Source organism: Paraburkholderia sp. (assembly GCF_036488795.1).
In the GTDB taxonomy this organism is placed as follows: Bacteria; Pseudomonadota; Gammaproteobacteria; order Burkholderiales; family Burkholderiaceae; genus Paraburkholderia.
On the sequence record NZ_DASXHA010000037.1, the window covers coordinates 1 to 14,081 of the forward strand.

Sequence of the window (14,081 nt, forward strand, 5' to 3'; positions counted from 1 at the left end):
GAACCGGACCGTGCTGCGCGGTATCGAGGCTGCGGCGTCCGTCGACGTATGGCGCGACATTGCAGGGCCGGGCGCCGGTGACCGCGTCACGCTCTCGGGTTTATGGAACCTGAGCGATTTCCGCTTCAAGGACGATCGGCAATACGGCTCGAACCGCATTGCCGGTGTGCCGGTGAACGTATTGCGCGCGGCGTTGAGCTACGCGCGGCCCGACGGCTTTCACGTGTCGGCGATGGTCGACTGGGTGCCGGCCGGCGCCTGGGCGGATGACGCCAACACGTTGCGCGCACCGGGCTACACCCTGCTCGGGTTGCAGGCCGGGCTCGACTTGCGCAACGGCGTGTCGCTGTTCGTCGACGCCCGCAACCTCACCAACCGGCGCTACGTGAGCGATATCAGCACGGTAGCCGACGCCCGCACGGCGAACACCGCAATTTTCTACCCCGGCGCAGGACGCAGCCTGTTCGCCGGCATGCGTTACGCGTTTTAACGCGCGCTATCAACCCAAGGAGTAAATGATGAAATCAGGCAAGTGGCTTCAATGGACAGCGGTATGGATAACGACCTGCGTTGCGATGCATGCGCAAGCGGCCGAGGCGCAGCCGGGCGGCATCCAGGTTGAACAATGCTGGGTTCGGGCAATGCCGTCGACGGTACCTTCGGCCGGCTACTTTACGCTGCATAACACTGGCGAAGCGCCGCGCACGCTCACCGCCGTCGCTATGCCGGCCTTCGGCATGGCCATGATGCATCGCAGCGAGAGCAACGGCAGCATGTCGATGATGGAGCCGGTGTCATCCGTGCGAGTGCCTGCGCACGGTTCGGTGAGCTTCGCGCCCAAGGGTTATCACGTGATGCTCGAAGAGCCGGTGCAGCCGTTGAAGGTGGGCGGCACGTTGCCCCTCACGCTGAGTTTCGACGATGGTTCCACGCTGACCGCGCAATGTGCGATCAAGTCTCCGGCCACCATGGGGCAAGCTGCGCCGTGAGGCTCGCTGCGCCGGCCGGGCCGACTGTCGCGCAACGCGATTGCGCGCGCATGACACCACCATGACAACATCCGGTCTGCGCACTTGCGCCCGCGTTCATCGCGGGCTTTAATACGGCATCGCGATGGCGCTTGCCAGCGTGGCGGTAACGCGGTCTTCGAAGAACAAACAGTGCACCCGGCGCGCCGACAACCATCGGCGCGCCGGCACGGTAGCGGCGCGAGGCGGGTAGGGGCGCGGCGACGGCGAGTCACCATAACGGAGAAGAGCATGAAAGCCAGCAGCATCGCGGAACGGGAAGCCAGCGGCCGGGCAGCGCGCGAGCATTCGAAGCGCTCGAGTCATCGGTCGGTGGGCGAACTGCAGCGCGACCCGGTCGAGCTTATCAAGCAGAGTAGCGAAGGGCGCGTCGAAAAACTGGTGCCGCTGCGTTACGGGCGTATGGCCGTGTCGCCCTTCACCTTTTTTCGCGGCAGCGCGATCGTGCAGGCCCACGACCTGGGCGAGATTCCGAACACGGGCCTCGTCATGCCGATCTGCGGCGACGGTCATCTGATGAACTTCGGCGGCTTCGCGACGCCCGAACGGCAACTCGTGTTCGATCTGAACGACTTCGACGAAGTGGCGCTGGGCCCGTTCGAATGGGACCTCAAGCGTCTCGTTGCGAGTCTGGTGGTGGCGGCACGCCATATGCGTCTCAGCCGCGGCGTTGCTTCGGACCTCGTCATGACCGCGGTCACCGAATATCGCGATCGCATGACGCAATATTCGCAGAGCGGCGCGCTCGACCTCTGGTACGAGCGCATCACCTTCGAACGCATGGCCGAAACGGCGCTGACGCCGGAGCGCCGCCGCACCGTCCGACGCGGCATGGAAAAGGCCGCGGGGCGCACGCACGAAAGCATGCTGGAGAAGATGTGCGAGCACGTCGGCGATCAGTTGATCATCCGCGATGCGCCGCCCGCACTGTTCCATGTACACGGTGCGAACACGTTGTATAACCCGGAAGACTCCTGGTTCAAATCGACTAACTGGAAGAAGCTGCTGGCGCCCATGTATGAGGAGTATCTGAAGACGCTGGCACACGACCGGCGTGAATTGCTCAGTCACTTCACGGCGCAGGACCTGGTATTCAAGGTGGTGGGAGTGGGCAGCGTGGGGACGCGCTGCCTCGTGATGCTGAGCACCGATCACATGGGCAAGCCGCTCTTCCTGCAGATCAAGGAAGCGCGCCAGTCGGTGATTTCGCGCTACTTCAAGGCACCGACGCTGAAACATGAAGGCGAGCGCGTCGTACGAGGACAGCGGCTGTTGCAGGCCGCGAGCGACATTTTCCTCGGCTGGGCCACCGGGCCGGCAGGGCGCCACTTCTACATCAGACAACTGCGCGACATGAAGCTGTCGGCGAACATCGAACTGTTCGACAACGACCTGCTGCAAGGCTATGCGCAACTGTGCGGCTGGGTCATGGCGCGCGCTCATGCAAAGGCGAGCGGCAAGGCGATCGAGATCAGCGCGTATATCGGCCGCGGCGATCAGTTTGCCGAGGCGTTGACCGATTACGCGTTTGCCTACGCGGATCAGGTGGAGCGCGATTACGACAGCTTCCTCAAGGCGTGCCGCAACGGCGACCTCGAAGCCCGCACCGACGAGGATATGGCCGCGGACTTCCGCATCTAGACACGCACGTTCGCGCGTGGTTTGAATCAGCTCACCGAGAAATGCACGCGGACGTCCTGGTCGCTTTCGACCGGATGTCCGTTTTCCATTGCCGGAAAGAAGCGCCAGCGGTGCAGCGTCTCGAGCAGGATCTGGTTGAGCCGCGGGTTCTGTGTCGGCTTTGCCAGTTCGACTTCGAACGTGCCGTCGGTGTGGACCTTGAAGTGTGCAACCGCCGTGACCTGATAGCCTTGCTCGCGCAGATCGTCGGGGAGGACCGGCATGGGTTGCGAGATCAGCCGTGCCTGCGTGCTTCCGGATGGGGCTGGCGGCACATCGGAGTGGCTGCCGGCAGTTGCCGCACTTGTGCTCGACGCGCTTTGTGCGCTTGCGCTCGAAGTTTGCGCCTGGGTAGAGGCTGGCGGCTCCGGTGAAGCCGGCGCCGCTTCGATGGGCGAGCGTGCTTCTTCATGCGGCGGTGGTGCCAATGCCGGTGCCAGTGCCGGTACCGGCTTGCTGCGCGCCTGAGCAGGCGGATGCACCACGGCCACCGCCGGCTGCGGCCGGACGATGGCGCGCGGCGCCGCTGGCGCAGCGGGAGCAGGCGCGGCCGGCGCGGCAACGGCATGCGTGACCGGTGCCGCAGGCGGCGTGATTTCAACCAGCCGCATGTCGATCGTCGCAGGCTTAAGGGAAGGCGATTCGCGGGTTGCGAGCCAGGCCACCGTATGAGCCAGCAAAGTCAGGCACGTTATAGCCGACAGCACCGCGGCAAGCAGCAGCCGGGTGCGTTGGCCATCCGCGAGCGCCAGCCATCTTTCCATCGTGTTACTCACGATGCACGGCCACCAGAAAGTGTTCCGCACCGGCCTGTCGCGCGGCGAGCATCGCCTGTACCACCACGCCGTGCGAGGCGTGATCGTCGGCGGCCACCACGACGTTGCCATCCGGCCGTAGCAGGCGTGCGATGGTCGGCGTCACCTGATCGAGCCGCACCGCCTGCTGATTGATGAACACCTGATTCGCCTGATTCACGGAGAGGGTCAGCGGCTTGTCTTGCGACATCTGTTGCGCGCGGCCTTGCGGCAGATTGATGCGCACCGCGTCGAGACGCTGCATGGCGAGCGAGGTGAGCATGAAGGTGGCGAGCAGGAAGAACATCACATCGATCATCGGAATGATTTCGATGCGGCCGCGCTTCGAGCGGCGTGAGCGCCGCAGTTTCATGACGGCTGTCCGGCGCGTTCAGCGCGTTCGGTACTCAGACGCAGATCGCTCAACGCTTCGTTCGCGAACGATTCGAGATCGTCCATCAGGCGGTCGATGCGGCGCGAAAAGAAGTTGAACGCAAACAGCGCGACGAGTGCGATGACGAGGCCGATCGCGGTGGCGATGAGCGCCTGGGCAACCCCGCCGGTCACGCCGGAGGGATTGACCAGACCGTCGCCGCCGATCAGTTTGAACGAATGCATCATGCCGACGATCGTGCCAAGCAGACCGAGCAGCGGCGCCGCCGTGACGATGGTTTCGAGCAGCCACAGGCCGCGGCTCATGTCGCGCTCGATCTGCGCGGCCGCGGCCTCGACGCGCGATTCGATGCGCCACAGCGGCGCACCGCGGTCGGCAAGCAGGCGGCCGATGCGGCTGAGCGCGTGCTGCGCCGGCAGCACGGCGAGTTCCGCGTCAGCCGCCTGCTCCCCGCGCCGGGGGTCGGCCATGAGCGTGTGCGCCCAGGCGGGCATTCGCGCAAAGCGCCAGAACGCATACGCACGATCGAGCGTGATGGCCAGCGCGGCAATCGCCAGCAGCGTCAGCGGATAGATGACCGCGCCGCCGAGGCGTGCCGCATCCGTGAGATTGGTCCAGTCATGCATGGTCAGACTCCAGTGGCTGCGCGCGTCAGAAATGCTTGGTGAGGCCGGCGTAAATCGCGCGCTGCGGCCCGAACTGCGGCGCCTCGACACCGATGCCCGAACCGTCGCGCAACTCGTAGACGCTGTTGATCGCGTTGATCAGCACGAGCCGCGCATCGAATTTGCCGACCACCGGCGCGTTGAAATGCTGGATCACCGCGAGATTGAGCTGACCGTACCAGGGCAGCTTGTCGGTGTTGGCGAAGCCGCTGCGCAGGCCGCTGCCGACCAGCGCATCGAGCGTGAAGGTCGTCTGGCCCAGCTCATACGCGCCGCCGAGCGACGCAGTCACGCGCTGATCGTGGTCCAGAAAGACCCAGTTGTTCGCGATGAACGCGAGTTCGGCTGCACTGAGATTGAACTGCGCCGAATCGACGTTCTTGCCCTGCGCACGGCTGTACGCCACGTTCAGATACGCGGACACGTGATCCTGTTTGTAGCTGGTGGTGAATTCCACTCCGTACACGCGGCCGTATTGATAGTTGAACGGTGTTTCGATGAGAGCCGTGCCGAACTGGCCTTCGTCGAGCAGGTTCGACGCGATCTTGTAGTAGGCGTCGAGTCCTACGGTCAGCGCCGGCGTCAGGCGTTGCTCGATGCCGACATCGAAATAGTGGCTGCGCTCCGGCTGCACCGGACTATCCTGCGACACTTCGCTCTGGTTGGTGGTCCCCACGAAGCGGTTGATCGTCGATCCCGCAACCAGTTCGAAGTCAGGCGGCGTGAAATAGCGGGCGTAGCCTGCATGCAGCGTGGTGGCGTTGGTCGGCTGGAACACGAGGCCGACACGCGGGCTCAACTGGCTCGCATGCACGAACTCGTCCATGCCGTCGTAGCGCAAGCCGTAATTCAGCGTCAGCTTGCTGGTGAGCTTCCATTCGTCCTGCAGGTAGGCGCTGTACAGATAGCCGGTGTTCGCGCCGGAGTCCTTGATGGTGAACGGCACGTCGGAGCTCTGGTTGCCGTTGGCGTCGGTCGGGAACACGGCCACGCTGTCGTTGAACACGGCGTGCTCCTGCTCGACCCAGACGCCGGCGCGCAGCGTGTGGGCCGCGTTCAGGCGAAACGTCGTATCTTCCTGCACGCCTTCGGCCTGATTGCTGCGAAAGTCGTTCGACGCCACGCCGTTGAACATCAGATCGCCGACCTCGTCCGGCGTGAACTGGGTGCGCGTATAACGCGTGAACAGCGACACCTGATAGTCGAGTCTGCCGCCGTTGGTGCCCTGCAACGCGATCACGCCGAAGTTGTTCAACTCCGACTGGTTTTCGTTGAGGTCGGCGGAATTGAAGGTCGTGTGGCCGGCGAGCGCGAAACTGGTCGGCAGTCCGGGTGTGTTGGGCAGCTGGAACTGATTGGCCGCCGTGCCCGCCATCACGCTGATGCGCGTCAACGGATTGATGATGTACGACACGTAACCGAAGCCGTTGCCCTGGCGCGTATGGTCGTGCAGCGGGCTGCCGTCCGAGGTCGGCGCCTCGATGCCCAGGTTGTTTACGCCGAGCGTGCCGGTAAAGAAATAGCTGAGCGGGCCTTGCGAGCCGTAGACGTCGGCGCTGCTTTGCAAGGTCTGATGGCTGCCGCCGTACACGTCGATCGAGCCGCCGTTACCCAGATCGCCCGATTTCGTCGTGATATCGACGATTCCCGCGGTTTTATAGCCGTATTGCGCGGGCAATGCACCGGTAATCAGACTCACCTGATCGATGATGTGCGTATCCAGCGACTGTCCAAAGCCGCTGATCGGCTCGGGAATGATGATGCCGTTGATGCGGTATTGCAGATCGGCGTGGTCGCCGCGCACGTGCACCTGGCCGTAGGAATCGTTGGCGACGCCGGGCGCCTGCAGCAGCACCTGGTTGACCGGTGTGTTGTCGCCTTGCGGCAGGGCCTGGATGTCGGCCTGCGTGAAGCGATAGACGCTCGCGCCGACCGCGGGCTGCAAGCCGTTGCGCGCGGTGTTCAAGCGCTGCGCCTGCACGGTGACATCCATGCCGCTGCCTTTTTCGAGCGCGACCGTCAGCGGATGGGGCGCGCCGCTATCGACGGTGGCGATGCTGGTATTCGCGCCGAATCCCTTCGCGCCGACGGTGACCGCATAGGTGCCGGGCTGCACGGCGGGCAATGCGAAGCTGCCGTCGTGACCGGTGTGGGTTTGCGCGAGCGTGTGGCCGTCGGCGTCCTGCAGCGACACGTCGGCATTTTCGAGCGCATGGCCCTGGCTATCGGTGACCGTGCCCGTCAACGGCGCAGCCGTCGATGGGCCATCCGCCGGCGCGGCGAGTGCATGCAGGCAGACAGTCTGTGCGAACAACAGGCAGGCGGCGCGCGCAATCAATGTGTGATGTTTCATCTTCTAGTTGTAACGGTGGGAAGTCCTCTTGGCGCGCCCAGCTTTGTCCGTCGTGCGTCCGGCAACTTGGGTCGGCGAATTTCGAGATGTTATAACATATCAATTTAAATCGGCAACGGTGGATTTACATTTCTGCGAGGCAGCCGGGTGTCTGTCGAAGGCCTTACGTCGTGTGTTACCCGCTGCCGTCGACGCGCAGACGTGGTACGTTCCATTGATCCACGGGATCTGCCGCCGATCGGCGATCCACTCTGAACGATCCGCCCATGGCGCGGATCCGAAACCGCTGTTCGCGAAGCTCGACGGTAAGCAGCAGGGCCACCGTCGCGGGGCTGAACGCGTGCGGCTCACCTCAAAGGAGACATGCTGTGACGGGTACGGAAAAGGTTGCGCTGGTTACAGGCGCGGGCAGCGGGATCGGTCGCGCAAGCGCGCGTCGGCTGCTCGAAAACGGCTATAGCGTGGTGCTGACCGGCCGCCGCGAGGCGCCGCTCAATGCCGTGGCCGAGGAAGCCCGCCAGCGCGGCGCGGACGCACTCGCGGTGCCATGCGACGTGAGCGATGCAGCGAGCGTCGAGGCATTGTTCGATACCATTCGTCAGCGTTATGGGCGGCTCGATGTGCTGTTCAACAACGCGGGCCGCGGTGGGCCGCCCGTCGACATTGACGAGCTGAGCGTGGAGGACTGGCGCGCCGTCGTCGATATCAATCTGACCGGCGTGTTCCTCTGCACGCGCGCCGCGTTCGGCCTGATGAAAACGCAGACGCCGCGAGGCGGGCGCATCATCAACAACGGTTCGATCTCGGCACATGCGCCGCGGCCGAACAGCATTGCGTACACGTCGACCAAGCATGCGATCACCGGCTTGACCAAGTCGGTGTCGCTCGACGGGCGCAAGTACGACATCTGTTGCGGCCAGATCGACATCGGCAATGCGGCCACCGAGATGGCCGAGCGGATGGCGCGCGGCGTGCCGCAAGCCAATGGCGAGATCGCCGTCGAGCCGCTGATGGATGTCGAACTGGTAGCCGACGCGGTGCTTCATATGGCGAATCTGCCGTTGGCGGCCAATGTGCAGTTCATGACCATCATGGCGAGCAAGATGCCGTTCGTCGGACGGGGTTGAGCGCGCGGGGCGCCAGATTAAGTCCTTCTTTAACCACTTTTTAGCCGCCTGAGCGTCCCGACTCATGACCGATCTCCAGCCCGCTCTCGTCGAACCGCACGCGCTCGACGACCTGCATGACTTCGTGCAGCGCTATCCGCGTCTGTTCGTGTTGTCCGGCGCGGGAATCAGCACCGACTCGGGCATTCCCGGCTACCGCGACGAAAACGGCGAGTGGAAACGCTCGCCGCCCATCACGTTGCAGGAGTTCCTCGGTTCGATCGCGTCGCGCCAGCGTTACTGGGCGCGCAGCATGATCGGCTGGCCGGTGGTGGCACGGGCTCAGCCGAACGCGGCGCATCGCGCGCTGGCCCGGCTCGAAGCCGCGCAGCATGTGCCGGCACTGGTCACGCAGAATGTCGACGGCCTGCATCAGCGTGCCGGCAGCAGCGAAGTGATCGAGTTGCACGGCAGCATCGGCGGCGTGACCTGTCTCGACTGCAATACGCAGCACACCCGGGCGTCGATTCAGCGCACGCTCGAAGCCGAGAATCCCGCGCTGCTCGATGCCGTGGCCGAGCCGGCCGCCGACGGCGACGCGCACCTCGAATGGCAAGACCTCGGCAGTTTTCGCGTGCCCGCGTGCCCGCACTGCGGCGGTCTGTTGAAACCGGCCGTGGTGTTCTTCGGCGAAAACGTGCCGCGTACGCGCGTCGACGCAGCCACGCGCGCGCTCGAAGCCGCGGATGCGATGCTGGTGGTCGGTTCGTCGCTGATGGTCTATTCGGGCTATCGTTTTTGTGTGTGGGCCGCAACGATGAGCAAGCCGATCGCCGCGATCAACCTGGGCCGCACGCGGGCCGATCCGTTGCTTTCGTTGAAGGTGGCGGCGTCGTGCGCGCAGACGCTGGCTGCGCTGGCCGGGCGTCTTGCGCTGGATTGACTGTAAGGTTGGCGTGCCGCGCTGATGAGCCGCCTCCTTGCTACACACCGGCGCGCGGGCGGATCGCGGATAATATGAAGCCCGCGCGCGCTTACGGCCGGAACGAAGGCGAGCCGCGACGAACCACAGGAATCAGTATGCTGACGAGTATCGAAGAACTGGAAGCGCTTTACGGGCAGCCGCACGAACGCGCGGTGCGCAAAGAGATTCCGTACGTCAATGAGGACTATCGCGCGTTCATCGAATTCGCGCCGTTCGTCTTGCTGGCGACGGCGGGTCCGGAAGGGCTCGACTGTTCGCCGCGCGGCGATGCGCCTGGTTTCGTGCGTATCATCGACGAACGAACCCTGGCCATTCCCGATCGCGTGGGCAACAATCGCATCGACAGTTTGCGCAACATCATCGTCGAGCCGCATCTTGCGTTGCTGTTCGTCGTGCCAGGCGTCGGCGAAACCTTGCGCGTGAATGGACGCGGCCGCATCTCGATCGACCCGGCGTTGCTGGAAAGCTTCGCCGTCGATGGCAAGCCGCCGCGCACCGTCTTGCTGGTCGACGTCGAGGCGGTCTATTTTCATTGCTCGAAGGCGCTGGCGCGCTCCAGACTCTGGGATCCGGCGCGCCATGTCGAACGCGCGAAGCTGCCGAGCGCCGGCGCGATCCACAAGCGCCTGAACGGCGAAACATTCGACGCGCTCGCCTATGACCTCGAACTGGTCGAACGTCTCCGCACGGGCCTTTACTAATGACGAACTCATCCTCTGCCGATCCGCGTCAGCACGCACCCGCCGCCGAACGCAACCGCGAGCCGATTCTCGACGTGCTGCGCAAGGCACTCCCCGCCAGCGGGCTGGTGCTCGAAATCGCCAGCGGCAGCGGCGAGCATGTGACGCACTTCGCCGCCGCGCTGCCGGGGCTCGAATGGCAGCCGAGCGACCCCAATGCCGACTCGCGCGCGTCGATCGCCGCGTGGACGCAGCACGAGCAGCTCACCAATGTGCGGGCGCCGCTCGCCCTCGACGTGGAGCGCGCGCCGTGGGGCATCGACGCCGCGCAAGCGGTCGTCTGCATCAACATGATTCACATCTCGCCGTGGACCGCGACGGAGGCTTTATTCGACGGCGCGGGACGCCTGCTGGGCAGCGGCGGTGTACTGTATCTATATGGCCCGTACCGGCGCCATGGCGCCCACACGGCGCCGAGTAACGAGGCTTTCGACCAGCAGTTGCGCAACCGCAATCCGGCATGGGGCGTGCGCAACATGGAAGCGGTGGTGGCGCTGGGAGAAGCGCAGGGGTTCAAGTGTGGCGAGCCGATCGGCATGCCCGCGAACAATTTCAGTCTGGTGTTGACGAAACGCTAGCGCGCGAGCCGCCTGGCCTCGCGCTAGCAAGCAATGCGCCCGCGCAAGTACGCTTCAAAGGCCACCTGGCGAGCGGCGATCAGGCATTTCTTTTATGCTTTCATCCTCGACGCCCCGCCAATGGTCGTTCCGGCGCGGCATCACGACATCATGGAATCTGGAGAATTCAAATGGGCAAACAGGCAATCGGCGTAGTGGGGCTGGCGGTCATGGGCCGCAATCTGGCGCTCAACATCGAGAGCCGCGGTCACGCGGTGTCTGTGTTCAACCGGAGTCGCGAGAAAACGGATGAACTGATCAAAGAGTTTCCCGACCGTAAGCTGGTGCCGACGTACACGCTTGAAGAATTCGTCGAGTCGCTGGAAAAACCGCGCCGCATTCTGATGATGGTCAAGGCCGGGACGGGCACCGACGACACGATTGCCTCGCTCAAACCGCTGCTGGACAAGGGCGACATCCTGATTGACGGCGGCAACACGCATTTCACCGACACGATCCGCCGCAATCAGGAACTGGCCAAGGCCGGCCTGCATTTCATCGGCACTGGCGTGTCGGGCGGCGAAGAGGGCGCGCTCAAGGGCCCGTCGATCATGCCGGGCGGCCAGCGCGACGCGTACGACCTGGTTGCGCCGATCCTCACCGAGATCGCCGCCAAGGCACCCGACGGCGATCCGTGCGTGGCCTATATGGGTCCGGACGGCGCGGGCCATTTCGTGAAAATGGTGCACAACGGCATCGAATACGGCGACATGCAGCTGATCGCCGAAAGCTACGCAGTGTTGAAGCAGGTGGTGGGACTGTCGAACAAGGAACTGGGCGAGGTCTACACCGAATGGAACAAGGGCGAGCTCGACAGCTACCTGATCGAAATCACCTCGAAGATCTTCAGCAAGAAGGACGAAGAGACGGGCAAGGACCTGGTCGACGTGATCCTCGACCGCGCGGCGCAAAAAGGCACCGGCAAGTGGACGAGCCAGAACGCGCTGGACCTCGGCGCGCCGCTGCCGCTGATCACCGAAGCCGTCTTTGCGCGCGTGCTGTCGTCGCTGAAGACGGAGCGGGTGGCGGCGAGCAAGGTCATCAAGGGACCGGACACCAAGCCGTTCGACGGCGAGCGCACCGCGTTTATCGAAGCGGTGCGGCGCGCGCTGTACTTCAGCAAGGTGATCTCGTACGCGCAGGGTTTCGCGCAACTGCGCGCGGCCTCGCAAGAGTACAAGTGGGATCTGGACTTCGGCACGATTGCCAAGATTTTCCGCGCGGGTTGTATCATCCGCGCCCGCTTCCTGCAGAAGATCACGGACGCCTACTCGAAGGACAAGGCCATTGCCAACCTGCTGCTCGATCCGTACTTCAACGACATCGCCTCGAACTACCAGGCGGCGTTGCGCGACGTGGTGATCGCCGCAATCAAGGCTGGCGTGCCGGTGCCGGCGTTTGCGTCGGCGGTGGCGTATTTCGACGCGTATCGTTCGGAACGTCTGCCGGCCAACCTGGTGCAGGCGCAGCGCGACTTCTTCGGCGCGCATACTTTTGAACGCATCGACAAGCCGGGTAGCTTCCACGCGAACTGGGCGTAAGCCAACGCAGCGTACGAAGCCCGTGTGCTCCTTCGAGGAGCGCACGGGCTTTTTCGTTTCTGCTGGGTCGCCTCAAATCGGAACAGGGAATTTGTTGCCGCTCACTATCAAGCTCGCGGGCAGCTACCGGTCAATTCATCGCATTATTTCTGATATCACAACAGAGTTTGTCCTGAATACCAGTTTGTCTATTTCCCGCCATGGCTAGACTGTAAGGAGTCGCTTAAGACAGGGTGTCGTAAGCGAGCCAAACAGGTTCTGGAGGCGAGTCATGAAATCCGTTTTCTCTGCTGTCGTTATTGCTGCTGTCCTTGCTACACCGGTTGCGGCTTTCGCCCAATCGGACTCGAATCAGCCCATGACGCGCGCGCAAGTTCGCGCCCAACTGGACCAACTCGAGCAGGCCGGCTACAAGCCTTCGGGTGACAAGGTGACTTATCCGGCTGCCATTCAAGCAGCCCAAGCCCGGGTCTCCGGGCAGAACGCTTCGGCCCAGGCCAACATCAGCGGCTACGGCGCGCCAGGTGCGGGATCAGTGGACTTCGGCGCGGCTCGCCCCGTACAGACGAGTGGCCCCGGCACGGTCTACTTCGGTCACTGATCCGGAGGTTCATTGCAGCCGTCGCGTGGTCGTGCGGGCGGGCATCGGGGTAGCTCGCGGCGGGCCATGTCGTGAAGCAACGTAAAGCACAATAAAAAACGCCGACCAGACATGCTGGCCGGCGTTTTACGTTGACGCTCTGTCGGCGCGGATTGCGCGGCGAGACCGCGAGCCGCGCGCGCGACCGGACTCACCGACTATGCAGATGCGGCACGCCCTCGTTGCTGGTCACGTGGAGCTGGTGAATCTGCCGGTGCGCCTTGTTCAATTGCGCCTGCGCGGCCACGCGCTGCGCCTCCAGTTGCGCGACCTCCTTGCGCACCTGATGCTGCCGCCCCGTCACCGACTGCTCCTGAGCCGCACTTCGCTGCAAGTCACAACGCAGCCGCTCCGCCTGAGCCTCCGATTGCGCGATCATCCGCGCAAGCTGTTCGTTCTGCGCGGCGAGTTGCGCGCGGCGCGTCTCGCCATCCGACAGGCGCGTGGCTTGCTCTTCGTAATGATGAAAGGCGGCTTCGGCGGCGTCGAGGTCGGTGGCCTTCAAGGCGCGCCAGAGCGAGCCGTCCTGATACAGCGCGATGTAATAGGCCAGTTCGCGGGCATGGAACAACAGGCTGACCGAGTAGTCGAAACTGCGGAACACGCGGAACGGCTGCAAAGCTTCTTCCTCGGCGAGCCACTCGAGTTCGGCCGTGTCGGCGATCTGCACGGGCCGGCCGGTCACTGGTGACGGCACCACCGGCACCGGCCGCAGCGTGGTAACCGGACGGGCCGGCTCCGCCGGCGCGGCGGCAGGTGCGGGCGCAGCGGAGGGCGGCGGCTCGGCGGGCGGTTGGGTATCGGCGTCGCGGGTCACCTGTACGAGGTGAGAGGGGCCAGTGGCGAGCAATGCGCTGCGTCGGTTCAGGAGACTTTTCACGGCAGTTCCTCAAGAGTGTCTCGCCCGACACCGCGAGGCGGCGCCGACCGGAAAACATGCCGGGCCGCAAGGCGGAGCGTGCGGTGAACGAATGCGAAGGGGCGCTGCAGCCGCCGGCGCCCGTAGCAGCAAGGCTCAGTGCAAGCTGCGATGTCGTCGCGCGATATCGTCGAAGAGCGCGCGGCTCGGCTCGAGCGCGAGCAGCCACGATTCGTCGTAGCCGCTCAGGTTGTCGAGTGCTTCGCGCAGCCGCTCCAGGGCCAGCGCGGGAATTTCGACGCTGGCTTCGACGCCGCTCGACAGACCGGCAATGCTGGCGAGTTGAACGAGCGCGTCGGCCGCTTCGGCCACGTCCGCTGCGAAGATGAGGTGGGTGTTCAGCAATTCGACCAACCCCGGTGACGCAGCGATATCTTCGACGTTTAGCTGCACGGCCAGAAACGTGGCTTTGTTCATCCCGGAGCTCCTCACGGACAGGGCATTGCGGCGAGCGGTTTGCGCGCTGTGCGCGTTGTGTGCCGCAGGGTGGCGCGCTTTTGCGCTGCATCAGCAAGACCCAGTATAGGCGAGCCTCGGAGGTATTCAATGCTCACACAAATACGCGTCATTACCGTTAGTGCGGCGCCCAGCATGCCGCCCGATGCACGCGCCCTATAAT

At 64.2% G+C, this 14,081-nt stretch carries 15 protein-coding genes; 9 read left to right on the forward strand and 6 right to left on the reverse strand.

Annotated elements, in window-relative coordinates; all coding sequences use genetic code 11:
- The 3 genes from VGH41_RS04510 to VGH41_RS04520 form a co-directional block, all read left to right on the forward strand.
- Positions 1–490: TonB-dependent receptor domain-containing protein (locus VGH41_RS04510; RefSeq protein WP_331596141.1), on the forward strand; the 490-nt coding region annotated here is incomplete at its 5' end.
- 25 nt (positions 491–515) lie between these two features.
- Entirely contained in the window at positions 516–989 is a 474-nt protein-coding gene (locus VGH41_RS04515) for a copper chaperone PCu(A)C (RefSeq protein WP_331596142.1), read from the forward strand.
- 270 nt (positions 990–1,259) lie between these two features.
- A complete protein-coding gene (locus tag VGH41_RS04520; RefSeq protein WP_331596143.1) occupies positions 1,260–2,669 on the forward strand; it encodes a DUF2252 domain-containing protein in 1,410 nt (469 codons plus the stop codon).
- 26 nt (positions 2,670–2,695) lie between these two features.
- On the opposite strand, the gene VGH41_RS04525 is transcribed toward VGH41_RS04520, so the two are convergent.
- Genes VGH41_RS04525 through VGH41_RS04540 form a run of 4 tightly spaced genes read right to left on the reverse strand, consistent with a single transcriptional unit; the run spans position 2,696 to position 6,914 of the window.
- Positions 2,696–3,472 carry a TonB family protein gene (locus tag VGH41_RS04525; protein WP_331596144.1) on the reverse strand — a complete coding sequence of 259 codons (777 nt, stop codon included), beginning with the start codon at positions 3,470–3,472 and terminating at the stop codon, positions 2,696–2,698.
- A gap of 4 nt (positions 3,473–3,476) precedes the next feature.
- Complete coding sequence (locus tag VGH41_RS04530) at positions 3,477–3,875, reverse strand: biopolymer transporter ExbD (RefSeq protein WP_331596145.1); 399 nt, start codon at positions 3,873–3,875, stop codon at positions 3,477–3,479.
- Positions 3,872–4,522: a MotA/TolQ/ExbB proton channel family protein gene (locus VGH41_RS04535; RefSeq protein WP_331596146.1), complete on the reverse strand. Its 651-nt coding sequence runs from the start codon at positions 4,520–4,522 to the stop codon at positions 3,872–3,874. The genes VGH41_RS04530 and VGH41_RS04535 overlap by 4 nt, the downstream gene beginning before the upstream one ends.
- Positions 4,523–4,547: 25 nt before the next feature.
- The gene (locus tag VGH41_RS04540; RefSeq protein WP_331596147.1) at positions 4,548–6,914 is read right to left on the reverse strand and encodes a TonB-dependent receptor; all 2,367 of its coding nucleotides are present in this window, start codon (positions 6,912–6,914) and stop codon (positions 4,548–4,550) included.
- A 368-nt stretch (positions 6,915–7,282) separates the two neighbouring features.
- On the opposite strand from VGH41_RS04540, the gene VGH41_RS04545 reads away from it, so the two are divergent.
- The 6 genes from VGH41_RS04545 to VGH41_RS04570 all read left to right on the forward strand — a co-directional run bounded on the left by VGH41_RS04545 (position 7,283) and on the right by VGH41_RS04570 (position 12,504).
- A complete protein-coding gene (locus VGH41_RS04545; protein ID WP_331596148.1) occupies positions 7,283–8,041 on the forward strand; it encodes an SDR family oxidoreductase in 759 nt (252 codons plus the stop codon).
- A gap of 64 nt (positions 8,042–8,105) precedes the next feature.
- A complete protein-coding gene (locus tag VGH41_RS04550; protein WP_331596149.1) occupies positions 8,106–8,963 on the forward strand; it encodes an NAD-dependent protein deacetylase in 858 nt (285 codons plus the stop codon).
- A 137-nt stretch (positions 8,964–9,100) separates the two neighbouring features.
- Positions 9,101–9,706, forward strand: coding sequence for a pyridoxamine 5'-phosphate oxidase family protein (locus VGH41_RS04555; protein ID WP_331596150.1), 606 nt, complete (start codon positions 9,101–9,103; stop codon positions 9,704–9,706).
- Positions 9,706–10,323: a DUF938 domain-containing protein gene (locus VGH41_RS04560; protein WP_331596151.1), complete on the forward strand. Its 618-nt coding sequence runs from the start codon at positions 9,706–9,708 to the stop codon at positions 10,321–10,323. The genes VGH41_RS04555 and VGH41_RS04560 overlap by 1 nt, the downstream gene beginning before the upstream one ends.
- Positions 10,324–10,493: 170 nt before the next feature.
- The gene (gene gndA, locus VGH41_RS04565) at positions 10,494–11,903 is read left to right on the forward strand and encodes an NADP-dependent phosphogluconate dehydrogenase (protein ID WP_331596152.1); all 1,410 of its coding nucleotides are present in this window, start codon (positions 10,494–10,496) and stop codon (positions 11,901–11,903) included.
- Between the two features lie 271 nt (positions 11,904–12,174).
- Positions 12,175–12,504 (forward strand): DUF4148 domain-containing protein, encoded by a 330-nt coding sequence (locus tag VGH41_RS04570; RefSeq protein ID WP_331596153.1) that lies wholly within the window; start codon positions 12,175–12,177, stop codon positions 12,502–12,504.
- A gap of 190 nt (positions 12,505–12,694) precedes the next feature.
- Here VGH41_RS04570 and VGH41_RS04575 read toward each other — a convergent pair whose 3' ends face one another.
- Both VGH41_RS04575 and VGH41_RS04580 read right to left on the reverse strand, forming a co-directional pair.
- Complete coding sequence (locus VGH41_RS04575) at positions 12,695–13,423, reverse strand: DUF2968 domain-containing protein (protein WP_331596154.1); 729 nt, start codon at positions 13,421–13,423, stop codon at positions 12,695–12,697.
- 135 nt (positions 13,424–13,558) lie between these two features.
- Positions 13,559–13,879 (reverse strand): hypothetical protein, encoded by a 321-nt coding sequence (locus VGH41_RS04580; protein WP_331596155.1) that lies wholly within the window; start codon positions 13,877–13,879, stop codon positions 13,559–13,561.
- Between the last annotated feature and the right edge of the window lie 202 nt (positions 13,880–14,081).

What these genes read in the sequence shown, in the direction of transcription:
- VGH41_RS04515 (WP_331596142.1), top strand. Translation starts at nt 516, where the DNA reads ATGATGAAATCAGGCAAGTGGCTTCAATGGACAGCGGTATGGATAACG.
- VGH41_RS04520 (WP_331596143.1), top strand. Translation starts at nt 1,260, where the DNA reads ATGAAAGCCAGCAGCATCGCGGAACGGGAAGCCAGCGGCCGGGCAGCG.
- VGH41_RS04525 (WP_331596144.1), bottom strand. Translation starts at nt 3,472, where the DNA reads ATGGAAAGATGGCTGGCGCTCGCGGATGGCCAACGCACCCGGCTGCTG.
- VGH41_RS04530 (WP_331596145.1), bottom strand. Translation starts at nt 3,875, where the DNA reads ATGAAACTGCGGCGCTCACGCCGCTCGAAGCGCGGCCGCATCGAAATC.
- VGH41_RS04535 (WP_331596146.1), bottom strand. Translation starts at nt 4,522, where the DNA reads ATGCATGACTGGACCAATCTCACGGATGCGGCACGCCTCGGCGGCGCG.
- VGH41_RS04540 (WP_331596147.1), bottom strand. Translation starts at nt 6,914, where the DNA reads ATGAAACATCACACATTGATTGCGCGCGCCGCCTGCCTGTTGTTCGCA.
- VGH41_RS04550 (WP_331596149.1), top strand. Translation starts at nt 8,106, where the DNA reads ATGACCGATCTCCAGCCCGCTCTCGTCGAACCGCACGCGCTCGACGAC.
- VGH41_RS04555 (WP_331596150.1), top strand. Translation starts at nt 9,101, where the DNA reads ATGCTGACGAGTATCGAAGAACTGGAAGCGCTTTACGGGCAGCCGCAC.
- VGH41_RS04560 (WP_331596151.1), top strand. Translation starts at nt 9,706, where the DNA reads ATGACGAACTCATCCTCTGCCGATCCGCGTCAGCACGCACCCGCCGCC.
- gndA (WP_331596152.1), top strand. Translation starts at nt 10,494, where the DNA reads ATGGGCAAACAGGCAATCGGCGTAGTGGGGCTGGCGGTCATGGGCCGC.
- VGH41_RS04570 (WP_331596153.1), top strand. Translation starts at nt 12,175, where the DNA reads ATGAAATCCGTTTTCTCTGCTGTCGTTATTGCTGCTGTCCTTGCTACA.
- VGH41_RS04580 (WP_331596155.1), bottom strand. Translation starts at nt 13,879, where the DNA reads ATGAACAAAGCCACGTTTCTGGCCGTGCAGCTAAACGTCGAAGATATC.